Origin of the sequence: Nocardia sp. N2S4-5 (assembly GCF_044628355.1) — a bacterium.
GTDB lineage: Bacteria > Actinomycetota > Actinomycetes > Mycobacteriales > Mycobacteriaceae > Nocardia > Nocardia wallacei_B.
Window position 1 is genome coordinate 2,999,014 of sequence record NZ_JBIUPM010000001.1, and the last position, 23,091, is coordinate 3,022,104.

The window sequence follows — 23,091 nt, forward strand, 5'->3', positions numbered from 1 at the left end:
ACAAGATCACCCTCGCCCGCGCGATCGGAGTGCCGCTGTGTCTACCACCACTCGTACGGCCGTCCTCGCACCCGGCGGGCTTCCCGGTCTGGGACATGCGTGGAAACTGCGCACCGATCCGCTCGGCCTGTTCGCGTCGCTGCGCGCGCACGGCGACATCGTGCAGATCAGGATCGGCTCGCAGCGCGTGTTCGTGGTCACCTCCACCGAGCTCACGCACGAATTGTTCGCCGCCAAGTACCGCTCGTTCGACAAGGGCGTGGCGGTCGAGAACTTCCGCGACGTCTTCGGCTACGGGCTGCTGAGCTCCGAGGGCGAGCAGCACCGGCGGCATCGGCTACTGGTGCAACCCGCGTTCCATCGTGACCGGCTCGCCGACTATCTCGCGATCATGCAGGAGCGGATCAGCGAGAGGATCGACGGCTGGCGCGACGGTCGGATACTGGACGCGCGCGTCGAGATGTCGGCGATCACGCTGGCCGTGGTCGCCAAGGCGCTGATCTCCGCACGGGTCGGCGACGAATTGGCGGCGGAGGTGCAGTTGCGCCTGCCCCGCCTGCTCGACCTGTCCTATCGCCGCGCGGTCAACCCGCTGCCGATCCTCGACAAGCTGCCGCTGCCGCGCAATCGCGAATACGCGGCGCTCGTCGCCCGGCTGCACCCGCTGATCGACAAGGTCATCGCCGACTATCACCGCGGCGACACCCGCCACCCGGACCTGCTGAGCATGATGCTGGACGCGCGCGACGCCGACGGCGCGCTGCCCGACGAGCGGATCCACGACCAGATCATGACGATCCTGCTGGCCGGCTCGGAAACCACGGCGACCGCACTGTCGTGGACGTTCCTGCTGCTGAGTGCGCATCCGGAGGTCGAGGCGCGGGTCATCGCGGAGATCGATGCGGTGCTGGGCGGCCGGGCCGTCACCTTCCCGGACCTGGCCCGGCTCACCTACACAACTCAGGTGGTGGAGGAATCGCTGCGGCACAGCCCGCCGATCTGGCTGATCACCCGCCGCGCGATCGAAGATGTGCGCCTCGGCGACCACCTCCTCCCCCGCGGCGCCTCGATCATGCTCAGCCCCTACCTGACCGGCCACGACCCCCACTTGATCACCGACCCCGACACTTTCGACCCCGACCGCTGGTCCGGCCCGAACATCTCCCGCGCCCTCCGCCGCGCCGCCCTCCCCTTCGGCGCGGGCCCCCGCCAATGCATCGGCGACACCTTCGCCCTCACCGAACTCACCGCCGCCCTGGCCACCATCCTCCCCCGCTATCACCTCCGCCGACAGCCCGGCACGACGGTCACCGGCCGGGCCCACCAGACCTACTACCCCGGAGACCTCCGCCTGGTCGTCACGGCACGCACGCCCTGACCACGACCGCGCCGTACGGAGTAACGCCTTCCGGCCTACGCGGACACGAATCGAACTGGCAGGGCGAGAATTGCCGCGCCGGTTCGTTCTGTGACCGCGTAGGCCGTCGACGCCACGCCGCCCGCACTCACGACATGGGCAGCGGGCCCCTACCCGTGCGCCTGAGCCCTGTGCAGTGCCCGGAGTTCGTCGGCGCGCGGATCTGCTACCTCATAGGACTCGGGGACGTCGAAGATTCGGACGGTACGGGTGGCGGGGTCGAAACGGGACCAGCCGGGGTCACCGTGGGTGGCGAAGCGGACCCAGGATCGGTGGACTTCGTCGGCCAGGTGCTGGGGTGGGTTGGGGCCGGTCAGAGTGTGAGCCTGGGCTATCTGGTCGAAGACGAACGGGACCTCCATGACGTGGGCGGCGCCGAGGTCGGGGATGCTCGAGCGCCAGGCGAACTCGTACACGTAGGCCGGATTGCCCGCCATCGCAGTGCATTCCGCGATGCGCGTGACGTCGTCCCGGAACACCAGATCGGTGATGACCGCGGCGAACACGTCGGCGGCGGAGGCACCCGGCCGGTTGGCGGCGTAGCGCTCGGCCACGGCGGCGTCGAGTCCGTAACGGCCCAGGACGAACGGCAGGGTGCCGTCGGTGATCCCGGCGGCGATACCGGTCGGGAAGGTGAAGAAACGGAACTCCTCGGCGGTCCAGCCGGTGATCAGCGGAACGGTGTGATCCGGCTGCGCGGCAATGACATCCGTCGGACGAGCCGGGATCAGCTCACCGTCGATCACCGGGAAGAAGCTCAGGATGCCGAGCCCGTTGCGGATGATCGAGGCGCCCCACCGGGCCGGGTTCGGATCGGTCATCAGCTCCAGCGCGATCGAATCCTGTGCCCTGCGTAGCTGTTCCGGCTCCAGCGCGCCGAATTCCGCTGTGGTGGGCTCGATCCCGAGTACGGTCGCCAGATTCTCCGCGACCTTGCGCGCGTCGTCCGCCTCCGCGACCGCGGATCCGTTGGCGCTCTGTGCGATCGCCCGCCGGAACAGGCCGCGTGCCTGTGGCGAGGCGATCAGGTTCACCACGCTCATGCCGCCCGCCGATTCCCCGAAGATGGTGACGTTCCCGGGATCGCCACCGAAGGCCGCGACATTCTCCTGCACCCACTGCAACGCGAAGATCTGATCGCGCAGCCCGCGGTTCAGCGGAGCGCCCGGCACGGCCGCGAAGCCGGAGATCCCGAGCCGGTAGTTGACCGACACCACCACCACACCGTCGCGGGCGAACGCGCTGCCGTCGTAGATCGCGCGCGCGTTCGACCCGCGCACGAACGCGCCGCCGTGAATCCACACCAGCACCGGCAGACCGGCACCGCCACTGTCCGGCGTCCACACGTTGACGTTCAGATACTCGTCACCGGGAATGCCGTCGCTGCCGATCAGCGCATGAATCGGCGCCGGATACGGCGACTGCACACACGTGGGGCCGTACTCGACGGCATCGCGCACCCCCGGCCACTCCCGTACCGCCCGCGGCACGTCGAACCGGGCCGGGCCGACCGGCGCGGCCGCATACGGGATGCCGAGGAAGCTGCTGATCCCGTCCTCGGTGCGGCCCCGAACCTTGCCTCCGGTGACGGACACAATCGTTTCCATATGGACTCCTTCGTCGGCTCGATTCTCCCGTATGGACCGCCATACGACAGCCGATCCTGCCCGAACCGCAGGAGCCCCGCCGGGCATTCGCCCGGACTCCGCTCAGCCGCCCACCAGCACCGGGAGTTCGGCCAACCCACGGATGAGCGCGCCGTGATGCCACTGCGGAGTGAACGGCTCCGCCACATCGAGATTCGGGAAACGGCGGAGCAGCTGCGTGAACGCCACCTCCGCCTCCAGGCGGGCCAGCGGCGCACCGACACAGAAGTGGATGCCGTGGCCGAATGCCAAGTGGCCGGCGGCATCTCCGGTGATGTCGAGCTGTGCGGGATCGGCGTAGCGGGCCGGATCGTGGTTGGCGGCGGCCAGCGCCACATAGACCAGTTCGCCCGCGTCGATGCGCACGCCGCCGATCTCCACCGGCTCCTCGGTATAGCGCACCGTCGCCCAGCCGACCGGGCCGTCGTACCGCAGGAATTCCTCCACCGCCGCGGGGATACCGGCCGGGTCCGCGCGCAGCGCGTCGAACTGAGATCGGTTGCGCAGCAAGCCGTATGTGCCGTTGCCGATCAGGTTCACCGTCGTCTCGTGGCCGGCGACCAGCAGCAGGAACGCCATCGCCACCAGTTCGGACTCGGACAGCTGGTCGCCGTCGTCGCGCACGTGTACCAGGCCCGACAGCAGGTCGTCGCCCGGTTCGCGGCGCTTGTCGGCGATCAGCGCCCGGAGGTACTCCGACATCGCCACCGACGCGACATTGCGTTCCTCGACGCCGCCCACCGAACCGACCAGCACCCGGGACCAGGACTGGAAATCGCCGCGGTCGTCGTACGGTACGCCGAGCAGTTCGCAGATCACTACGACCGGTAGCGGATTCGCGAAGGCCGCCAGCAGATCGACCCGGTCGTGGCGGGCCATGTCATCGAGCAGACCCGCGGTGATCTCCTCGATGCGCGGGCGCAGCGCCGCCACCCGGCGCGGCGTGAACGCCTTCGTGACCAGTTTGCGCAACCGGGTGTGGTCGGGCGGATCGCTGTTGAGCATGTGCGAGCCCAGCGCCTCGGTATCGGCGTTCACGACCACCGACGACCGCCGTTGCCGCCGGAATATCTCGTACATGCCGGTGACGTTCTTGCGCAGCCGCGAATCGGTGAGAGCCGCCCGGCCCTCGGCGTAGGAAATGATCACCCACCCGGTGAGACCGTCGGAAAACCGCACCCGGTGGATCGGCCCGCGTGGGCGCCAGCGGGTGTAATAGCGGTGCGGGTCCTCGTGAAAATCATCCCCCACCTCTTCGATCCGGTTCGATACCCCGGTTTCGGCCATGATCGTCCTCGCTGTCTCCCACACGCTCGGTACGGCCGCCACGCTACCGAAATCCTTGCGGAACCGCCGCTTTCGCAGCTCGCGACCGGTGCGCCGGCGACCGGCGACCTCGCGGGTTCCGGACCTCTCGGGACGGATTCCGCCCGATCCCTCGACGGCAGCCGAACCGCAGATCAAACTGGCCATGTGGCAGGAGAATTCGTGCCGATCCCCGACTGGCAGTCCGAGCAGAACCAGGACTGCGGGATCGCGATCGCCGACATCGACGGCGACGGCGCCGCGGACGTCGTGGTGCTGCGGGTGGACGACCCCGACGGCCAGAATGCCGGGCTCTACCGGGTGGGCTCCGGCGTGCAGCCCGATGGATCCGTAAAGGGCTGGGGGCCTTGGCTTTCCGTGCCCGAATGGTGGGGCTGGCAGAATCAGGGCGCCGGTATCGCGCTGGCCGACCTGAGCGGGAACGGGCAGCAGGATCTCGTGGTCTTCCTGGTCGACAATCCGCCCGGTCAGAACCAGGGCTATTTCCGCATCGGCCGCGACCTCGCGCCCGACGGCGCCGTCACCGGCGGCTGGACGCCGTGGCAACAGGTGCCCGACTGGTACGGCTGGGAGAACCAGGGCGCCGACATCTGCCTGACCACTCTCGACGACCGTCCCGCGCTGGTGCTGCTCACCGTCGACGATCCGGCGGGCCGCAACTCCGGGCAGTTCCGGCTCGCCGTAGGTCTCACCGCCGACGGCACGGTCGCCGAGTGGACGCCGTGGGTGCCGGTGCCGGACTGGCAGGGCGCGGAGAACCAGGGCGCCGCCGTCACCGCCGCCGATCTCGACGGCGACGGGCGGCCGGAGCTGATCGTGTTCACCGTCGACCACACGCAGCAGGGCAACGCCGGGCTGTACACCATCGGCTGGGGCCTCGACGGCGCCGGGCACTGTGTCGACGGGTGGAGCCGCTGGTCCGCGGTGCCCGACTGGCGATTCACCGAAAACCAGGGCGCCGCAGTAGGTCTGCTCGCGACAGCGGGCGCCCCGGAGCTGGTCGTCGCCACCGTCGACCATCCGCAGGGCGGGAACGCCGGGTATCTGCGCGTGGTGGCGCTGGAGACCGATCTGGACCACGCCGCCCACGAAGGGCTCTGGCGCATATTGGATTTCGGCACGGAGATCAACCCCGTGCACGCGGCGCTGCTGCACACCGGCGATGTGTTGTTCTTCGCCGGTTCCGGCAACGATCCGGACCGGCTGGACGCGCACGAATTCCGCACTCGCGTCTGGCATTACCCGAATCCCGGGCTGGACGCGCCGGATACGCCCATCGACATGTTCTGCGCGGGCCATACCCTGCTGCCGGACGGACGGCTGCTCGCGGTGGGCGGCACCGGACGCTACGACCCGTTCTACGGGCTGACCGACGCCCTCGTCTTCGACCCCCAGGCGCTGGTCTGGAACCGGTTGCCGGACATGGCCTTCGGTCGCTGGTACCCGACGCTGGCGAAGCTCCCCGACGGCAATGTGGTGACGACCTCGGGGCTGGGCACCGACAACTTCCTGTCCCAGGTACCCGAACTGTTCGACACCGCGACCCAGACCTGGTCACCACTCCCGGTGCCCGGACCGATCCCGATGTACGGCCATCTGGTCCTGCTGGCCGACGGGCGGCTGTTCTACACCGGCGGCCAGATGGGCGGCAACAACGGTATGCGCCCGTCGATCTGGGACCCGGCCACCGGCGCGGTCACCGTGGTTCCCGGACTGACCGACCCCGAGGCCCGCAACCAGTCCAGCAGCGTCCTGCTCCCGCCCGCTCAGCGGCAGCGGGTGATGATTCTCGGCGGCGGTGGCTACGACATGCATTCGGCCGCGGCGGTTCTGGACGACACCCGGATCGTCGACTTCAGCACGCCCGAACCGGCGTACGAGCCCGGACCCCCGATGCACCATCCGCGGATGCACCTGAGCGCGGTACTGCTGCCGGACCGAACCGTCCTGGTCGCGGGCGGTTCGGCGATGGAGGAGATGGCCGATATGGCCCCAGCCCACGCGGAGCTCCTCGATCCCGACACCGGCGCCTGGCTGCACACCGCGCCGGAACGCGTACCGCGCCTTTATCATTCGGTCGCCGTGCTGATGCCGGACGGCAAGGTGATCACCGCGGGCTCCAATCCACAGCGCAAGACCGAGGAGCTGCGCATCGAGATGTTCTGGCCGCCATACCTTTTCCGAGGCGACCGGCCGGAACTCCAATTGTCTTCCGACACAGTGGGTTACGGCTCGACGCTCACCGCCACCACGTCCGCCGAGTTGCGCGACGCCTGTCTGGTGCATCCCACCTCCTGCACCCACTCCACCAACAACGACCAGCGACTGATCGACCTGCCCGTCACGGTCAGCGGCCCCGGGGAGGTCTCGCTGGCCATGCCGTCGGCGGCCGCGTTGGCGCCGCCCGGCTGGTACCTGGTCTTCGTCGTGGACACCGCGGGCGTCCCGTCGCCCGGGCGCTGGGTGCATTTGTCGTAGCCGCCGCGCGGCGTGGCGTTGTAGGGTGACGGCGTGAATTCTCCGGAGGCGTCCAGACGGTAGCCGCCCGGCCTGTGTGCCGGACGACGTCGTTCTCGCCGGCGGGCGCAGTCCCGCTTCGGCGATCATCTCGGGTGCCGTCAAGGGCGGCACCCTGTCTCCGGAGAGTGGTCCGTTCATGCCCATTGTGGTGTTCGTGCTGGCTGTCGCGGTTTTCGCGCAGGGCACATCGGAGTTCATGGTGTCGGGATTGCTGGCGCCGATCGCGAGCGACCTCGGGGTTTCGCTCGGTGCCGCGGGATTGCTGACCTCGCTGTTCGCGGCCGGAATGGTGGTGGGGGCGCCGGTCGTGGCGATCGCGGCGGGGCGATTGCCGGTCAGGTATTCGGTGACGGCATTCCTGCTGCTGTTCTGCGCCGCGCATGTCGTGGGCGCGGTCGCGACGGAGTTCGTGCTGTTGCTGGTCACGCGGGTGATCGCCGCGGTCGCCAATGCCGGGTTCCTGGCGATCGCGCTGGCGGCGCTGCCGAGAATGGTCGGCCCGGCGGCGGTCGGTCGCGCGACGTCGGTGGTGGTGTCGGGGGTGACGGTCGCCTGCATCGCGGGCGTTCCCGCAGGCACGTTGCTGGGGCAGGTGTGGGGATGGCGTTCGGCGTTCTGGGCCGTTGCCGTCGTCGGCGCGGCGGTGCTCGTGCCGGTGTGGGTGCTGCTCGGCCGCGACGGGCACGGCGCCGAGCGACACGACGGACAGGTGTCCTCGATGCGGCGAGAAGGGGCGGCGCTGCGGCAGTGGCCGGTTCTGATCGCCGTCGTGGCGGGAGTCCTGGTGAATGCCGCCACCTTCGCCGGTTTCACCTACCTCGGCACGATCATGGCGAGCGTCTCCGGAAGTGACCGGACGGTCCCGCTCGCACTGGCCCTGTTCGGGATCGGCTCCTTCGCCGGTGTCACGCTCACCGGACGCTACAGCGACCGATACCGACGGCGCATCCTCACCGTGGGAACGGTTGTGCTGACCGGGATTTGGCTGCTCGCCGCGACGGCCGCGCACACGACGGTCGGCGTGCTGATCATGTCCGCGCTGACGGGCGCGGTCGCCTTCGGCGTGGGTTCGACGCTGATCGCGACGATCGTGCAGACCGCCGCGCCGACGGCGCCACGTCTCGCCGGAGCGGCGGCGACCACGGCGTTCAACCTCGGCGCCGTCCTCGGCCCGGTCACCGCCGGCCTGGCCGTCGACCACACGACCCAACCGGACACGGCATGGTGGTGCGCCGCCGGCTTCACCGCCGTAGCAGCCCTCGTGGTCCTGCTGGGCACTCGCCGACACACCGCGGCCGAGCCGGAGCACGCAGCGGCGCACTGACGGGCCGACGAGCGGTCCGCGCGGATATACGGATGGCATCTTCGGGACGAAAGCGCGACTCCGGGGGCCTGGAAGCCATACCGTGGAGTATGCGTACTTTTGTCCATCTGGTGCTGTTCGCTTGCGCTGTCGCGATCGCGGTGGGCGCGTTCGGTCCGCTCGTCGGCTCGGTCGATGCCCGCGACGTGAAGCTGGTCGATCTCCGTGACGGTCTGCCCGCGGGCCGGACCCTCGACCAGCTCGGGGGGCAGTCGGCATCGATCCACACGTCGCTGGCATTGGCCTTGCTGGTGATCGCCGCGGTGGTCCTGCTGGCCGCGCTGTTCGGCTCCCGCGCGCTCGGCTGGCTGGGCGTGCTCGCGGGGCTGGTGGCGATCGGCGCGCTCGCCTGGCGGCTGGACCAGCGATACGGCGACCAGTTGCGGGACGACTACCGCCATCTCCTCAGCGGCGCCTGGGGCCTGTACCTCCTGGGCGGCGGGGTGATCATCGCACTGCTGGCGCTGCTCGTCCCCCGCGAGAGAGCAAAGGCGTAACCGTCACCGATTCGTCAGCGGGCCGGTACGCACCGACCATGGCCGATCGTGGCAGCCTGGAAACGGTGCGGATGTGGTCCGCGTCGTGAAGTGTCGGGTAGTCGCCGAACCGAGGGAGAACGCGCATGTCGATCGAGACCGTGGATGCCGTGGTGATCGGGATGGGGCCGGGTGGTGAGGATGTCGCGACGCGGCTGGCTGCCGCGGGCCTGGCCGTCGTCGGTGTCGAGGGCCGATTGGTCGGCGGCGAGTGCCCGTATTACGCGTGCGTGCCCACCAAGATGATGGTGCGCGCGGCGGGTGCGCTCGCCGAGGGACGGCGGATCGACGAGCTCGCGGGTTCGGCACAGCTGCGGCCGGATTGGCGGCCGGTGGCCGACCGCATCCGCGACGAGGCCACCGACAACTGGGACGACACCGTCGCCGTCGAGCGATTCGAGAAGGCGGGCGGGCGGTTCGTGCGCGGCTGGGGTCGCATCACCGCGCCCGGCGAGGTCACCGTCACCACCGCCGACGGCCCCCGGGTGTTCCACGCGGCCCGGGCGATCGTGCTGAATCCCGGTACCGCACCGGCGGTCCCGCCGCTCGAGGGCCTGGCCGGGACGCCCTACTGGACGAACCGGGAAGCCGTCACGACCACCACCGTCCCCGACTCGCTGATCGTCCTCGGCGGCGGCCCGGTGGGCATGGAATTCGCGCAGATCTTCGCACGCTTCGGCGCGGACGTCGCGATGATCGTCCCGCACCGCATCCTCCCCAAGGAAGAGCCCGAAGCGGCCGATCTGATCGCGGAAGTCTTTGCCCGCGAAGGCATTACGATTCACACCGGCACCGAGGCGACCCGCGTCGAACACGACGGCGACCAGTTCACGGTGCACCTGAAGGAAGGAAAACCGTTGCGGGCCCGGCAGTTGCTGGTGTCGACCGGACGCCGCACCGACCTCGCGGCGCTGGGCGTCGGCGCGATCGGCCTGGACGAATCCGCCCGCGGCATCGAGGTCGACGACCACCTGCGCGCCGCCGACGGCGTCTGGGCCATCGGCGACATCACCGGGCACGGCGCCTTCACCCACATGTCGATGTACCAGGCCCGCATCGCCGCCAACGACATCCTCGGCGACACTTCGGAATCCGCGCGCTACCACGCGGTCCCCCGGGTCACCTTCACCGATCCGGAGGTAGGCGCGGTCGGCCTCACCGAATCCCAGGCCCGCGACGCCGGCCTCGACGTCCGCACCGGCAGCACCGACGCCGCCGCCTCGACCCGCGGCTGGATCCACAAGGCGGGCAACGAGGGCCTGATCAAACTGGTCGAAGACGCCGACCGCGGCGTCCTGGTCGGCGCCACCTCGGTAGGCCCGGTAGGCGGCGAAGTCCTCAGCGCCCTCGCCGTAGCCGTCCACGCCGAAGTCCCCACCCCCACCCTCCGCCGCATGATCTACGCCTACCCCACCTTCCACCGAGCCATCGAAGCCGCCCTTGACAACTTGGGGTAGTGTCACTCCGCCCCAATCAGGTGAGCCTTCGTGGTCACCGCCGCACAAGGATTTCGATGAAACGCTCGATTCTCGCGATGTTCGGCATCGCTGCTACTACTGCGCTCGGCATGGCCGCTGGGACCGCGGACGCCGATCCGGTCGCGGACAGGTCTCGGGTGGTCGGTACCGAGGACGGCTGGGAGCTGACGATCAGTAAGACCGCGGAAGATGTGCAGCGAGTGCCCAATCTCGCCGCGACGCCGTTCACGCGGGAAGGGTTCGTCTCCTTGTCGGCGACGGCCGAGATCGGTGGGGAGGGTCGAGCGGCGGTGAACTCGGGGACGATGCAGCTGGGCTACCAGATCGGCTGCCAGGCCGACGTGTCGAACGGCGTGACCGCCGGGTTGTCCGCGGCGATCGGCCCGAATGCCACGGTGACCGTCGTGCCCTCGCCCGGCCTCGCCGTCGGGGCGAGTGCCCTGGCGCTGCCGAACATCTCGGCCACCATCAAGCCGGGCACCGTCAGCACCATCACGCTCGGCACGAAACCACTGGCCGGGCCGCATGCTTCGATCTCCGTCGATCAGGTGCAGATCAAGATCGATGCCTGTGCGGGCGCGGTCAGCCTGCGGTCGTTCGCGATGGTCTCGATATCGACCGACACCGCCGACAATTCGGTCGCCGCCTACGGTGACCCCATATGGCTGTGAACCGCACATCGTGGCGACGCTGGGCCGTGCCGGTGACGGGTGCGGCCACGTGGCTGACCCTCACCGCCGCCGGCGTCGTGGCTCAGCCGGTGATACCGCCCTCGTCCTGTACCGAATCGCATAGTGCGCCCGGCACTTCCGACTGTGGCAGCGGCAACCCCGACCGAAAACCGCCGGGCGGCTCCGCGCCGCAACTGCCCCTGCAGATGCTGGCCCCACCGCCCGCCCGTTCGGCGCCCAGCACGAATCCCCCTGCGGGCGCCCTCGTCCCGCCCGCACCGGGCCCCGCCCGGGACACACCGATCGTCGCCGCCCCGTAACGGCCTGTGCGCGCGGCCGTCCCGAATTGCCTCAGCGCGCCCGCTGAACCCGCGACTCGTCCCAGACGGGGCTGGGACTCTCGTAGACGGCGCCGTCCGAGCCGAAGATCAGGAAGCGGTCGAAGGTGCGGGCGAACCAGCGGTCGTGGGTGACCGTGACGACGGTGCCGTCGAACTCGGTGATGGCCTGCTCCAGGGCGTCGGCGGAGTGCAGATCCAGATTGTCGGTGGGCTCGTCGAGGAGAAGCATTGTGACGCCGGACAATTCGAGGAGCAGGATCTGGAGGCGGGCCTGCTGGCCGCCGGAGAGGTCGTCGTAGCGTTGTTCGGCGGCGCGGGCCAGGCCGTAGCGGTCCAGAACGCGGCTCGCCGCCTCACGACCCATACCATCGCGATGTTCGTTGCCGCGGTGCAGGATATCGAGCAAAGTCTTGCCCGACAGGTCCGGGCGCGCGTGGGTTTGCGCGAAATAGCCGGGACGCACGCGGGCGCCGAGGGCGGCCGTGCCGGTGTGCGGCACCGCCGCCAGATTCAGGTCCTGAATCGGCAGGTGCCCGGCGTCCGGGTCGGTGCCGCCGGTGGCGAGCAGACGCAGGAAGTGTGATTTACCGGATCCGTTGGCGCCCAACACCGCAACGCGGTCGCCGTACCAGATCTCGGCGTCGAACGGCCGCATCAGACCGGTGAGTTCGAGCCCCGTGCACACCAGCGCGCGCTTACCGGTCCGTCCGCCGGACAGCCGCACCGAGACGTGCTGCCGCAGCGGCACCGCCTCGGGCGGCCCGGCCTCCTCGAACTTCGCCAGCCTGGTCTGCGCGGCGTGGTAGCGGGCCGCCATCCCGTCGTTGAATTTCGACTTCTCCCGCAGACGCAGCACCAGCGCGCGCAGCTTGGCGTGCTCCTCGTCCCAGCGGCGGCGCAGTTCGTCGAGGCGCGCGTTGCGGTCCTCGCGCGCCCGGTGATAGCTGTCGAAGCCGCCCCCGTGAATCCAGGCCGTGGCGCCACTCGCGCCGGGTTCCAGGGTGACGATCCGGGTGGCCGCGTGCGCGATCAACTCCCGGTCGTGGCTGATGAACAGCACCGACTTGTCCGATTCCGCGATCTTGCGTTCCAGCCACTGCTTGCCGGGCACATCCAGGTAGTTGTCGGGTTCGTCGAGCAGCAGCAGCCGATCCGGGCCCGCGAACAGCGCCTCGAGCATCACCCGCTTCTGTTCGCCGCCGCTGAGCGTGCGCACCGAACGCCACTTCGCGCGGTCGAACGGCACGCCGAGCGCGGCGGTGGTCACGTCGTCCCAGAACGCCTCGATCTCGTAGCCGCCCACATCCGCCCAGTCGGTCAGGGCGTGCGCGTAGGCGAGCTGAACCGGTTCCTCGTCCCGCTCGATCAACGCGTCCTCGGCGGCGTCGAGCGCTCGCGCGGCCGCCCGCACGGCCTCGGGCGCGACCGATACGAGCAGATCGCGGACCGTCGATTCGTCGTCGACCCGGCCGATGAACTGGCGCATCACCCCCAGCGTCCCCGACCGGGTGACGGTCCCGCCGTCCGCGGCCAGATCCCCCGCGATGATCCCGAACAGCGTCGTCTTCCCGGTGCCGTTCGGTCCGACCAGCGCCGTCTTGACGCCCTCGCCGACCCGAAAACTCACCCCGTCGAGCAGTTGCCGGCCGTCCGGGAGGAAGTAGTCGATGTCGGCGATATCCATGTGCGCCATGGCGATCAGGCAACCGCACCGGTGCGGACGGGCGCAACCGAGTTTCCGGGCGCCACTCAGTCCGTGCCGTCGCGGCGCTTGGACGCCGCCGTCGCGAGGTAGTCGCTCAGTTCGGCCTGCAGCACCCGGTCCAACGCCTGGTCCAGACTGCTGCGCACGGCGGTGGTGCCCAGATCCCGCAGATGATTCAGCATCTTCGCGGTTTCGGCGATCTCGGCGTCGGAGTCGGGGAGCCAGCCCGGCCCGTGCTCATCGATGATGTGGTTCTTCGCGGCCGTCACCATCAGGCGCGCGATGTCCTCGAGCCGCTCGACGACCGCGGCGTGCAGATCGATGACGCCGGACAGACCGAATCCGTAATTGCTCAGTTCCGCAAAGGTTTCCAGCAGTTCGGGCCGGACGAACTCGACCGTTTCCGCGTGCAGGCGGACCAATCCGAGCTTCGCCAGCCGCTCCAGCTGGTCACCCTCGACCGGAACGCCGTCGGCGCCGCCCAGGAAGGTGTCGACCAGTTCCCGCGGCACCTCGAGCGGCTCCTCGGCCTTCCCCCACGTCGCGGTGACGGCGTGCTGGAGTCCGAGGATCTCGGTGAGGTCCTTGCCGGTTTCCCAGCTGGTGATGAAGTCGGCGATGTGCGCGGTGGTGAAGCCCCGCTGCAGTAGCGCGTCGATGATCTTCAAACGGGCCAGGTGCGTGTCGTCGTAGATCAGGGCCCGGCCGCTGCGCCGCGTGGGCGGCGGCAGCAGGCCCCGTTCCTGGTAGGCGCGGACATTGCGGCTGGTGGTGCCGGCCGCGTGAGCGAGTTCGTCGATGCGGTACTCCGCCATCCCTGCCTCGCCCGTCCCTTCTCCCAGCCGCTCGCCGACAACGCGCAGCGCCCATGCCCGGGTACGCGTCAGCACCTCGGGCACGGGCAGCACGCCTCGTGTCGACATTAGCCGAGGGGGACCGTCATACGATCCTCGACACCCGCCGCGAGAGCCGGATCACGCGGCGTCAGCACGTAGTCGCCGGGGTCCACGCGGGCCAGTTGGCGGGTGTACTGGGAGCCGAAGCCGGGATACATGGTGGCGTTGAAACCGTCCTCCGTCAGATACCAGCTGCGGCAGCCCGAATTCCAGGTGGTGGCCGTCAGCCGCCGCTGCAATCGCGCGTTGTAGCGGTCCTGCCGGTCGCGGCGCACCTCGAGCATGCGCAGATCGCGCTCGAGCAGCATGCCGATGGCGTCGGTCAGGTACTCGATCTGGGCCTCCATGTACACCAGCGCCGAGTTGTGCCCGGGGCCGGAGTTCGGGCCGAAGGTCAGGAACAGATTCGGATACCCGGCCACCGTGACGCTCTTGTAAGCGTAAGCGCCCCTGTGCCATTCGTCGGCGAGGCGACGACCGTCGCGGCCGGTCACCGGCACCGGCGCGCCCTGTTTGGACACCTCGAAGCCGGTGGCGAACACGATGCAGTCGAACCGGTGCTCGATGCCCTCGGCGGTGCGGATGCCGTGCGGGGAGATCTCCGCGATCGGCCAGGTGATCAGCTTGCAGTTGTCGCGTTGCAGCGCCGGATAGTAGTCGCTGCTCATCAGCAGGCGCTTGCACCCGGCCCGGAAGTCGGGCGTCAGCTGGCGGCGCAGCCACGGGTCACGCACTTGAGAACGCAAGTGCAGCAACGCTACCGACTCCACCACCCGGGTCAGCGGCGAATTCCACACCACGCCCAGCGCCACCGACTCGTGCCCCCAGAACCACGCCTCCCGCGCCAGCGACTGAGCGGCCGGCACCTGCCGGTACAGCTGCTTGGTCAGGGCGTTGGTGTGCCGGTTCACCCGCGGCAGCACCCAGCCCGGCGTGCGCTGGAAGACCTTCACCGACCCCGCCCGGCGTACCAGTTCGGGGATGATCTGCACGGCGCTGGCGCCCGTGCCGACCACCGCCACCTTCTTACCGGTGAAGTCGTAGTCGTGATCCCAACGGGCACTGTGGATCTTGTGACCCTCGTAGGTGTCGATCCCGCGAATGTCCGGCAGCCCGGCATTGGACAGCGGCCCGGAGGCCAGGACCACCGTGCGCGCCTTCACCTTTCGCCGCCCGCCCGCGAAGGAGACCTCCCACACGCCGTGGTCCTCGTCGAAGACCAGCCCGGTCACGGTGTGCCCGAAGCGGATGTGCGGGCCGATCCCGAACTCGCGGACCATCGAGTCGATGTAGCCGAGAATCTCCGCGCTCCCCGAATACGTCTGCGACCATTCGGGATTCGGCGCGAAACTGTAGGAGTACAGCCGCGACGGAATATCGCAGGCCGCACCGGGATAGGTGTTGTCGCGCCAGGTCCCGCCCACGCGGTCGCCCCGCTCGAACACGGCGAAGTTGCCGATTCCCTTCTGCCGCAGGCGGATCGCCGCGCCGATCCCGGCGAATCCGGCGCCGATGATCGCCACGTCCAGGGGCAGACTCGCCGCGCTCATGCGACCGGCTCGTAGGTCAGTTCCTTCGACCACGTCGGCTGCGGTCCGAGGAAGCGGTCGGGAATGCGCGCGGTCACCTTCACCATGGCGTCGGCGAACAGGTGATACGGGTGGCCGCGGTTGATCACCCAGCCGCTGTGCATCTTCACGATCCGGTACATCGGCACCCGGTTCGCGATCGGCGTGCGCTCGCCGACGGCCTTGAATTTCCGCATCGCGGCGTACAGCTTCTCCTCGTCGACGCCCATCTCGACGATGTTGTCGCGCATCTTGTTCAGCAGCGGTACGTAGCTGAGCACGCCCACCAGGAACGACGGCTTGGCCCAGCCGCCGACCAGATCGATGAACAGCTTGCGCGCGGTGGCGTGGCCGAGCAGTTCCATCACGGCGTAATCGGTGGCCAGATGCCGGGATTCGTCGGCGTTGATCTTCTTGAAGACCTCCTGCGCGACCGGATCGGCGATCTCGTCGGTGACGAATTTGATCAGCGCGCCGTCCAGCGCGACCTCGAGCATCGGGATGACGGTGCCCAGGAACGACAGCGACATCTCGTCGGAATGCTTGTCCAGGAAGTCGATCACCAGCTTGACGTTGATGTTCGGCTCGGGGATGGTGTCGCCGTCGAGCATGCCCCACCGCCGCATCAGGGCCAGTTCCGCGTTGGCGTGGCGCTGCTCCTCGGCGTGGAAGTAGCGGTAGATCTCCTTCAGCGTCTCGGTCGGCGCCTTCTTCGCCATGGCCGCGAAACCGCGCGCGCCGACGTTCTCGATCCACATCAGGTCGGCCATGAACGGCTTCAGCTTGGCGTGTAGCTCGGGGTCGATCAGCTCGGCGCCCGGTGCCTCCCATTCGATGTCGGCCAGCGCCCACTGCCGGGCCTTGATCTTGCCGAGCATGGCGTCGAAATCGAAGGCCATGTCACACTCCTGTCTTCTCGATATGTGCGCCCGCGGCGGAGCCGGATGCCGGATCGTCCTGCGGCAGAACGCGGTTCAGGACGCCGAGGGCGTGGGTGTAGAGGGCCGGGAAGTGCCGCTTGAGGTGCCACACCAGCTGCGCGTCCAGTTGCGGCAGCACGTAGAGCCGGCCGAGATCGTGGGCGTCGAGGGTCAGGCCCGCGACGCGTTCGGGAGAGAATCCGGTGAGCCGCATGAGCGTGTCGGCCAGCCGGGTCGACGCCGAGGTGATGCGGCCGTCGGCGACCACATTGGTGCGGACGAAGGTCGGGCACAGCACGGTCACGGCGACGCCGCTGCCGGACAGCTCGGCGGCGAGAGTCTCCGACAGCGACAGCACACCGGCCTTGGACACGTTGTAGACGGCCATGCCGGGCGCGGCAGCGAATCCGGCAGCGGACGCGACGTTGACGATGCCGCCGCGCCCGGCGGCGCGCAGTTGCGGCGCGAAGACCTCGCAGCCGTGCACGACGCCCCACAGGTTGATGCCCAGCGCCCACTGCCAGTCGTCGAAGCCGATGTCGCCCACCGGTTTTCCGCCGATGCCGACGCCCGCGTTGTTGATCACCACGGTGGGCGGGCCGCCGAAGATCAGCTCCGCGTGCAGGGCGAGGCTCTCCACCTCCTCACGCCGCGACACGTCGCAGCGGAACGCGTGCGCGGTTGCGCCGTGGGTGCGGCGGATCAGCCGCACGGTCTCCTCGGCGCGATCGATATCGATGTCGGCGCACAGCACCTCGCCGCCCCGGGCGGCCAATTCGAGCGCGAAGGCGCGGCCGATGCCGCTGCCCGCGCCGGTGACGACCGCCCGGGCGTCATGGGTGCGGCGGGCGCCGCCGAGCGCCGCTCGCAGGTTGTCGAAGATCCACATGGTCAGCTCACCCGTTCTCGCGGTATGGAATTCGCCTCCGCGAGCGCGGACGCGACGAAATCGGCGGTGCGGCGCAACGCCGGTGCGGCCTCCGGGACCAGCAACGGCAGCGCCTGGAAGACATGGATGCGGCCCGGCCACAGCTCGAGCTCACAGCGGGCGCCGGCGGCGGTGGCCATGTCCCGCAGGTGCCGGGCGTCGTCGCTGAGCATCTCCCCCGCACTGGCCTGCACGAACAGCGGCGGCAGCGCGGCGCCGCGCGGCACGGTCAGGCGCAGCCGGGTCGACTGGGCGGGCTCGTCGGCGGTGTACAGCTCGATCAGCCGCCGCCCGACGGTGGCGGGCGCCATCGGGTCCGGTTGCCGCCGGTCCCGCCGTTCGGCCAGGGTCAGGGTGAGGTCCATGAGCGGGGAGAACATGAACAGCCCGGCCGGTTGCGGGAGTCCGGCGTCGATGTTCTGCAGCAGCAGATCGAGGCCGAGATGGCAGCCCGCGGAATCCCCGCCGATCACCAGATCCTCAGGGCGGTAACCGTTTCCGAGCAGCCAGCGGTACCCGGCGGCCACGTCCTCGGCGGCCGCCGGGAATCGGTGTTCGGGTGCGAGCCGGTAGTCGAGCACGAAGACGGGCAGGCCGGTGGCCTTCGACAGGCGCGAGGCCAGTCCCCGGTGAGTCCGCGCGGAACACACCACGTAACCGCTGCCGTGCACGTAATAGAGAGCGCGATCGCCGTGCGGCACACCCGCGGCCCGCACCCATTCGCCGCGCACCGCACCCGAACGCACCTGCCGCACATGGGTTCCGGGAAGAGTCGGCCCGAAGGCCGCCATGATCGTCGCCATCAGACCGCGGCCGGCCCAGATGCCTGCCCGGTTGCGCGGCAACAGCGCGTTGATCTGCCGGATCCCGAGCACCGACGCCGCCGCCGCGAGACGGGCCTGCGGCGAGGCCGTCGCGGGGACGGCCGGGGAGGTCACCGTTGACCTTGTTTCAGCCATGCCGAAAGCATCAGCCACCATAGTGCCAGTTGTCAATGGCACATTCGATATCCCGAGTTAATCGGGTCGTGACCGGGGCGGATGATTCAGGATGGCTCGGCGCGGCCAGCGGCGACCGCGAGGGTGACGTAGTTCATGGTGAAACCGCCGCCCAAGTCATCGATGGCCGCGCCGACCTCCGCCAGCAACTCCGCGAGTTTGTCCTGCGGCAAGCGGGTGAGAGCGCCGGTGGTGGGCACCAGGTCCAGCCATTCGGCCCGGGTGTACGGGCGTTGCCAATCGAAGCGCCACTCTTCCGGGGCGGCGAATCCGCCGGACTCCCGGATACCGTCGGCGAAGGTCGCCATTCCGGTCCGGTAGACCTCGAGGGCTCGCTCGGGTGATGCGTCGCCCTGCCGCGCGGCGAACGGCGATTCGGGCATCACGCGCCGGAGCGCGGCCAGTTGAGCCTGCGCGATGGGTTGCGGCGGCGCGATCACGTGCGCGAACAGCACCAGCCGCCCGCCCGGCCGCAGAATCCGCGCGGCCTTGGCCGCGCCCGCGAGGGGATCGATCCAATGCCAGGACTGCGCGGCGGTCACCGCGTCGAACGTGCGCCCGGCCGGATCCCATTCCTCGAAGGTCGCGACCTCGGTGTCGATGCCGGTGCGCCGGGCCTGCTCGGCCATGCGCTCGTCGGGTTCGACCCCGAGGACACGGCAACCCGCGTCGCGGAGTTGCCGGGCGGCGATGCCGGTGCCGGTGCCGACGTCGAGAACATCCGGCCCGCGGCCGGCGGCGATTCGGTCGATCAGAGCATCCGGGTAGCGCGGGCGGGCGCGGTCGTAGCGGTCGGCGTCCACGCCGAACGATTCCGCGATGTGCCGCTGCCGATGAGGTTGCGGGCCGGAGGAACCAGGGGCCGGAGAAGGTAGAGTGGGCATGCGCCCACCTTAAATGGGCGCATGCCCACTCGATGTCGAGTTCGCCCACAGCTGAAGGAGATTCGCCCGCAATGCCGACCGGGGTCGCGCTGCGCGACGTGCGCGAGCAATTGTTCGACGCGGCCGAACGCATCCTGCTCCGGGACGGGCCGAGCGCGCTGACCAGCCGCGCCGTCACCGCCGAGGCCGGGTGCGCCAAGGGCGTGCTGCACCGGCATTTCGCCGACTTCGACGCCTTCCTGGCCGAATTCGTCCTGGACCGGGCCCGCCGGATGGACCCGCAGGCTTCCGCGCTGCTGGCGTCGGCCGGGGCCGGGACGGTGGTCGACAATCTGACCGGTGCGCTGCTCGCGGTCTTCGAATCGGTTGCCGTGGCGATCATCCCGCTCATCACCTTCCGCGACGCGCTGCGCGCCCGGCTGCGCGACACCTGGCCCGCGGGCGTCCCCGTCCTGACCGACGCCGCCACCATGCTCGCCACCTACCTGTCCGCCGAACAGGATCTCGGCCGCATCCCGCCCGATTCCGACCCCGACGGGCTCGCCCCCATGCTGGTCGGCACCGCTCACCTGCTCTTCGCCGACCGCACCGGCGACCGGCCGGACGTACAGACGGTCCGCCGGATGGTGACCAGGGTGATCGGCCGGGACCAGACGGTGTAGCCACCGCGAAGTGCACGCCGGGATTGGCGGTCGCCACCCGACTGCTATTACCGTGGGGCCGGTCCGGAGCCCGATCGTTGGGAGGGTGTGTGTCGCTGGCGACGATCGAGGACGCGGTTGCGCCGTCCTCGGCAGGAACAACCCCGCAGCGTCGCCCCCTGCCCGCTGCCGTGTTCTGGACCGTTCTCGCACTCGGCGCGCTCGCGGGTGGGTATTGGGTCAAGCAGGTGGTCGAGACACCGCAGGTGATGATGCATCTGATGGACCTGAAGGTCTATCAGATCGCCGGGCAGCGCGCGGTCGACGGCACCTCCGTGTACGACACCCCGCTGCTGGGCAATACCCGCGGCGTCTGGGAGTTCGTCTACACGCCGTTCGCCGCACTGCTGTTCACGCCGCTCGTCGCGCTCAGCGGTGAGCTGTTCCGCTACGTCGGCGCGCTGGGCAACTTCGCCATGCTCGCGGCGTCCTGCTGGGCCGCGCTGTCCATGCTCGGCTACCGCCGGGATCTGCGGCTGGCGGTGGCGAGCCTGCCCATCGCCGGACTGCTGCTGTGGTGTGAGCCGGTTCGCGAGACCATGGCGTTCGGCCAGATCAACATCTTCCTGCTGCTGCTCGTACTGGCGGATATGGCAGTGCCCGATTCCTCGCGCTGGAAGGGCGCGCTGACCGGAATCGCGGCCGGGATCAAGCTGACGCCCGCGTTCTTCGTGGTGTATTTCCTTGTCACGCGCCGGTTCCGGGCCGCCGCCACGTCCGCCGCCGCATTCGTCGCGACCGCGCTGCTCGGCCTCGCCGTACTGCCGAAGGACTCGCTGACGTACTGGAGCGGCGCGTTCGCCGATCCCACGCGGGTGGGCGTGCCCGAGAATCCGCAGAACGAGTCGCTGCGCGGGATGATCGCCCGGACGCTCGGCGTCGGCGGCGAACATCAGCTGCTGTGGCTGGCGGGTGCGGCCGCCGTCGCCGTGCTGTGCCTGGCGCTGGCCCGGCAGCTCTCCTCGACCGGGCGGGAACTACCCGCGGTGGTACTGGTCGGGCTCACCACGACCGCGGTGTCTCCCTACAGCTGGGTGCATCACTGGGTGTGGCTGGCGCCGCTGCTGATCTACCTGACCGACCTGGCGGTGCGCCGTCGTGGCCTCGCCGCACCACTCGGGCTGGCGGCCGCGCTGGTGATCGCCTCCGGCGGCGTGCTGGCCTTCTACGACCCGATGCTCGCGAGCGTGCTGAATCTACCGCCCCGCGCCCATCTCGGCGTCTTCTATCACAACGCCTACATCTGGCTGACCCTCGCGCTGTTCGCGGCCGCCTTCGTCTGCCTGCGGAGGGCCGGAAACCGTTGGGCGACTAGCGAATCGGCTGCGTGACGCTGTTGTGCTCGTCGTTGACGAGGTGGAACGCGGTCGCGAGATCGTCGATCACGGACTGCCAGGCGCTCTCGCTGCCGTCGCCGAACGGGTCACGGGACAATGCCAGCAGCGCGGTCGCGGCGTCGACGGCCTGCACCGCGGCGGCCAGCAGCGCCGGGATCGGATCGGGGCCGCTGCGCGAGACCAGGGTGGCGATCCGGTCCCGCAGCCAGCGCGCGTCGAACTGCGCCTGCTCGGACAGCGTCGTCTCACCGACCGGCACCGTCGCGGCGGCCGACCACCGGCGACCGGTCTCGCCCAGCGGGGCCGCCACGATCACCTCCCGCAACTCGTTACTGATCAGGCGATGCAGCAAACCCGTCAGCTCCGCGTGCTCGACCGACGGATCGCGCGCGGCACCGTCGGCGGCCGCGTCCTCCGCGCCCACCTGCAGTACCGCCAGCACCGCCCGCAATTGCGCAGTCGTCGCCACACGACCCCCTCGTCGTCCGGCCTCCCGGCGGAGGTCGGCGTGTTCCCACTTCTCCGGCGAACCCGGCCGGGAGCACCGGCCTGAACTCATCGTTTCTGACGCGGGCATACTCCCAGCTATCAGAGGCGATGTCTATCGGAAGCCGCCGAGAATCCCACGATATGGAACATCCGGGCGGGCCGCGGAGTGGTTATCCTCTTCGGCGTGTCCCGGTACGACCGCGTGCGAACGATCGTCGCCGTCCTCGCGTCCGTCTCGATCGGCGCGGGAGCGGCCTTGTTCGCTGCCCCCGCCGCGACGGCCGAGGATCCCGGCGGCCCCGGACAGCTCGTCTCGGTGACGGGGCTCGCGCCGGAAGCCACGCTGCCCGGCTCCGCCGACGCCCGCCGCGTGGTGCACTGGTCGACGGGCGTCGGCGAGCAACCGGCACTGAGCAGCGCGGCGGTGTATCTCCCCGCCGGGGAACCGCCCGCCGGCGGCTGGCCGATCGTCGCCTGGGCACACGGCACGGTCGGTGTCGCCGACCACTGCGCCTACAGCGTCGCGGGACCGTCCCTGCGCGAACGCGATTGGAGTTATCTCGGCGCGTGGCAGCGCGCGGGTTACGCCATCGTGGCGAGTGACTACGTCGGCCTCGGCACGCCCGGCCCGCACCCGAAGGACAACGGGGTGGTCGCGGCCGACAGCGTGGTCGACGCCGTCACCGCGAGCGCACGAGCCTTTCCGGGAGTCCTGTCGAATCGCTGGGTGGTGGTCGGCCAGTCACAGGGCGGTGCGGCGGCGCTGTGGACGGCGCGGGCCGCCACCCGGCGCGGCGCCGGGCTCGACTATCGCGGCGCGGTCGCGACCGGCGTACCCGGCCTGCTCGAGAACGCGCTCCTCGCGCTGGGCCCGCACCTGCCGCCCGCGCCGCTCCCGGCCGAGACCACCGCGGTCGCCTTGTTCTCGCTGTCCGGTCTGCGAAGTTCCTTCCCGCACTTGAACATAGACTCCTACCTGACCGACGCGGGCCGCCACTGGCTGGACCGCGCGGAGCGGCTCTGCAGGAGCGACCTCGCCGCCGAAGTCGCTTCTCCCCCGGTCGTTCTCGGCGATCTGTTCGCGAAACCGTTGGCCGCCTTGCCGAATGCGCCCGCCCTGCTGAGCGGCCACATGGGCATTCCGGTCGGCGGCTACGACCGGCCGGTATTCATCGGGCAGGGACTGTTCGACACGATGTCACCCGCGCCCGGCACCCTGGCCGTCGCGGCGGCGATGCGGGCGAACGGCATGCCGATCACCCTGCGGACCTATCCGTCCGACCACAGCGGGACACTACGGGCGTCGCTGCCCGACTCGCTGGCCTTCGTCCGCGAGCTCCTGCCGCCCGGCCGCGGATGAGGAACCA

The 23,091-nt window shown here is 69.8% G+C and carries 20 protein-coding genes; 10 read left to right on the forward strand and 10 right to left on the reverse strand.

Going from position 1 to position 23,091, the window contains the following annotated elements; genetic code table 11:
• Positions 1–37: 37 nt before the first annotated feature.
• On the forward strand, positions 38–1,378 hold the full coding sequence (locus ACFMRZ_RS13490; RefSeq protein WP_400179419.1) for a cytochrome P450: 1,341 nt from the start codon (positions 38–40) through the stop codon (positions 1,376–1,378).
• A gap of 149 nt (positions 1,379–1,527) precedes the next feature.
• Here ACFMRZ_RS13490 and ACFMRZ_RS13495 read toward each other — a convergent pair whose 3' ends face one another.
• Positions 1,528–3,024, reverse strand: coding sequence for a carboxylesterase/lipase family protein (locus tag ACFMRZ_RS13495; protein WP_400179420.1), 1,497 nt, complete (start codon positions 3,022–3,024; stop codon positions 1,528–1,530).
• A 102-nt stretch (positions 3,025–3,126) separates the two neighbouring features.
• Positions 3,127–4,392, reverse strand: coding sequence for a cytochrome P450 (locus ACFMRZ_RS13500; protein ID WP_400179421.1), 1,266 nt, complete (start codon positions 4,390–4,392; stop codon positions 3,127–3,129).
• Positions 4,393–4,536: 144 nt separating this feature from the next.
• Between ACFMRZ_RS13500 and ACFMRZ_RS13505 the strand changes: the two genes are divergently transcribed.
• The 6 genes from ACFMRZ_RS13505 (at position 4,537) to ACFMRZ_RS13530 (ending at position 11,277) form a co-directional block, all read left to right on the forward strand.
• Entirely contained in the window at positions 4,537–6,867 is a 2,331-nt protein-coding gene (locus ACFMRZ_RS13505) for a galactose oxidase-like domain-containing protein (RefSeq protein ID WP_400179422.1), read from the forward strand.
• Positions 6,868–6,943: 76 nt separating this feature from the next.
• Positions 6,944–8,233, forward strand: a complete 1,290-nt coding sequence (locus ACFMRZ_RS13510) for a Cmx/CmrA family chloramphenicol efflux MFS transporter (protein WP_400179423.1) — start codon at positions 6,944–6,946, stop codon at positions 8,231–8,233.
• 89 nt (positions 8,234–8,322) lie between these two features.
• A complete protein-coding gene (locus ACFMRZ_RS13515; protein WP_280274132.1) occupies positions 8,323–8,769 on the forward strand; it encodes a hypothetical protein in 447 nt (148 codons plus the stop codon).
• Between the two features lie 125 nt (positions 8,770–8,894).
• A complete protein-coding gene (locus tag ACFMRZ_RS13520) occupies positions 8,895–10,265 on the forward strand; it encodes an NAD(P)/FAD-dependent oxidoreductase (RefSeq protein ID WP_280274133.1) in 1,371 nt (456 codons plus the stop codon).
• A 56-nt stretch (positions 10,266–10,321) separates the two neighbouring features.
• A complete protein-coding gene (locus tag ACFMRZ_RS13525) occupies positions 10,322–10,957 on the forward strand; it encodes an MspA family porin (RefSeq protein ID WP_280274134.1) in 636 nt (211 codons plus the stop codon).
• On the forward strand, positions 10,948–11,277 hold the full coding sequence (locus tag ACFMRZ_RS13530) for a hypothetical protein (protein WP_400179424.1): 330 nt from the start codon (positions 10,948–10,950) through the stop codon (positions 11,275–11,277). Before ACFMRZ_RS13525 ends, ACFMRZ_RS13530 begins: the two co-directional genes overlap by 10 nt.
• A gap of 31 nt (positions 11,278–11,308) precedes the next feature.
• On the opposite strand, the gene ACFMRZ_RS13535 is transcribed toward ACFMRZ_RS13530, so the two are convergent.
• The 7 genes from ACFMRZ_RS13535 to ACFMRZ_RS13565 all read right to left on the reverse strand — a co-directional run bounded on the left by ACFMRZ_RS13535 (position 11,309) and on the right by ACFMRZ_RS13565 (position 19,197).
• Positions 11,309–12,991, reverse strand: a complete 1,683-nt coding sequence (locus tag ACFMRZ_RS13535) for an ABC-F family ATP-binding cassette domain-containing protein (protein ID WP_400179425.1) — start codon at positions 12,989–12,991, stop codon at positions 11,309–11,311.
• Positions 12,992–13,047: 56 nt separating this feature from the next.
• Positions 13,048–13,926 carry a MerR family transcriptional regulator gene (locus ACFMRZ_RS13540; RefSeq protein ID WP_342213867.1) on the reverse strand — a complete coding sequence of 293 codons (879 nt, stop codon included), beginning with the start codon at positions 13,924–13,926 and terminating at the stop codon, positions 13,048–13,050.
• Complete coding sequence (locus ACFMRZ_RS13545) at positions 13,926–15,449, reverse strand: NAD(P)/FAD-dependent oxidoreductase (RefSeq protein WP_280368562.1); 1,524 nt, start codon at positions 15,447–15,449, stop codon at positions 13,926–13,928. Before ACFMRZ_RS13545 ends, ACFMRZ_RS13540 begins: the two co-directional genes overlap by 1 nt.
• Positions 15,446–16,366, reverse strand: a complete 921-nt coding sequence (locus ACFMRZ_RS13550) for a ferritin-like domain-containing protein (RefSeq protein ID WP_400179426.1) — start codon at positions 16,364–16,366, stop codon at positions 15,446–15,448. Before ACFMRZ_RS13550 ends, ACFMRZ_RS13545 begins: the two co-directional genes overlap by 4 nt.
• Position 16,367: 1 nt before the next feature.
• A complete protein-coding gene (locus tag ACFMRZ_RS13555) occupies positions 16,368–17,276 on the reverse strand; it encodes an SDR family NAD(P)-dependent oxidoreductase (protein WP_400179427.1) in 909 nt (302 codons plus the stop codon).
• A 2-nt stretch (positions 17,277–17,278) separates the two neighbouring features.
• The gene (locus ACFMRZ_RS13560) at positions 17,279–18,274 is read right to left on the reverse strand and encodes an alpha/beta hydrolase (RefSeq protein ID WP_400179428.1); all 996 of its coding nucleotides are present in this window, start codon (positions 18,272–18,274) and stop codon (positions 17,279–17,281) included.
• Between the two features lie 86 nt (positions 18,275–18,360).
• Entirely contained in the window at positions 18,361–19,197 is an 837-nt protein-coding gene (locus ACFMRZ_RS13565; protein WP_400179429.1) for a class I SAM-dependent methyltransferase, read from the reverse strand.
• Positions 19,198–19,268: 71 nt separating this feature from the next.
• Between ACFMRZ_RS13565 and ACFMRZ_RS13570 the strand changes: the two genes are divergently transcribed.
• Positions 19,269–19,859 carry a TetR/AcrR family transcriptional regulator gene (locus ACFMRZ_RS13570; protein ID WP_400179430.1) on the forward strand — a complete coding sequence of 197 codons (591 nt, stop codon included), beginning with the start codon at positions 19,269–19,271 and terminating at the stop codon, positions 19,857–19,859.
• Between the two features lie 89 nt (positions 19,860–19,948).
• Positions 19,949–21,229, forward strand: a complete 1,281-nt coding sequence (locus ACFMRZ_RS13575) for a glycosyltransferase 87 family protein (RefSeq protein ID WP_400179431.1) — start codon at positions 19,949–19,951, stop codon at positions 21,227–21,229.
• Here the strand turns inward: ACFMRZ_RS13575 and ACFMRZ_RS13580 are convergent.
• Entirely contained in the window at positions 21,210–21,704 is a 495-nt protein-coding gene (locus tag ACFMRZ_RS13580; protein WP_280271234.1) for a hypothetical protein, read from the reverse strand. The two genes, ACFMRZ_RS13575 and ACFMRZ_RS13580, sit on opposite strands and share 20 nt — an antisense overlap.
• A gap of 222 nt (positions 21,705–21,926) precedes the next feature.
• Here ACFMRZ_RS13580 and ACFMRZ_RS13585 point away from each other — a divergent pair, with 222 nt between their 5' ends.
• On the forward strand, positions 21,927–23,084 hold the full coding sequence (locus ACFMRZ_RS13585) for a lipase family protein (protein WP_400182854.1): 1,158 nt from the start codon (positions 21,927–21,929) through the stop codon (positions 23,082–23,084).
• The last annotated feature ends 7 nt before the right edge of the window (positions 23,085–23,091 follow it).

Coding starts and splice junctions, on each gene's coding strand:
- ACFMRZ_RS13495 (WP_400179420.1), bottom strand. CDS start 3,024: ATGGAAACGATTGTGTCCGTCACCGGAGGCAAGGTTCGGGGCCGCACC.
- ACFMRZ_RS13515 (WP_280274132.1), top strand. CDS start 8,323: ATGCGTACTTTTGTCCATCTGGTGCTGTTCGCTTGCGCTGTCGCGATC.
- ACFMRZ_RS13520 (WP_280274133.1), top strand. CDS start 8,895: ATGTCGATCGAGACCGTGGATGCCGTGGTGATCGGGATGGGGCCGGGT.
- ACFMRZ_RS13525 (WP_280274134.1), top strand. CDS start 10,322: ATGAAACGCTCGATTCTCGCGATGTTCGGCATCGCTGCTACTACTGCG.
- ACFMRZ_RS13530 (WP_400179424.1), top strand. CDS start 10,948: ATGGCTGTGAACCGCACATCGTGGCGACGCTGGGCCGTGCCGGTGACG.
- ACFMRZ_RS13535 (WP_400179425.1), bottom strand. CDS start 12,991: ATGGCGCACATGGATATCGCCGACATCGACTACTTCCTCCCGGACGGC.
- ACFMRZ_RS13540 (WP_342213867.1), bottom strand. CDS start 13,926: ATGTCGACACGAGGCGTGCTGCCCGTGCCCGAGGTGCTGACGCGTACC.
- ACFMRZ_RS13545 (WP_280368562.1), bottom strand. CDS start 15,449: ATGAGCGCGGCGAGTCTGCCCCTGGACGTGGCGATCATCGGCGCCGGA.
- ACFMRZ_RS13550 (WP_400179426.1), bottom strand. CDS start 16,366: ATGGCCTTCGATTTCGACGCCATGCTCGGCAAGATCAAGGCCCGGCAG.
- ACFMRZ_RS13555 (WP_400179427.1), bottom strand. CDS start 17,276: ATGTGGATCTTCGACAACCTGCGAGCGGCGCTCGGCGGCGCCCGCCGC.
- ACFMRZ_RS13560 (WP_400179428.1), bottom strand. CDS start 18,274: ATGGCTGAAACAAGGTCAACGGTGACCTCCCCGGCCGTCCCCGCGACG.
- ACFMRZ_RS13565 (WP_400179429.1), bottom strand. CDS start 19,197: ATGCCCACTCTACCTTCTCCGGCCCCTGGTTCCTCCGGCCCGCAACCT.
- ACFMRZ_RS13570 (WP_400179430.1), top strand. CDS start 19,269: ATGCCGACCGGGGTCGCGCTGCGCGACGTGCGCGAGCAATTGTTCGAC.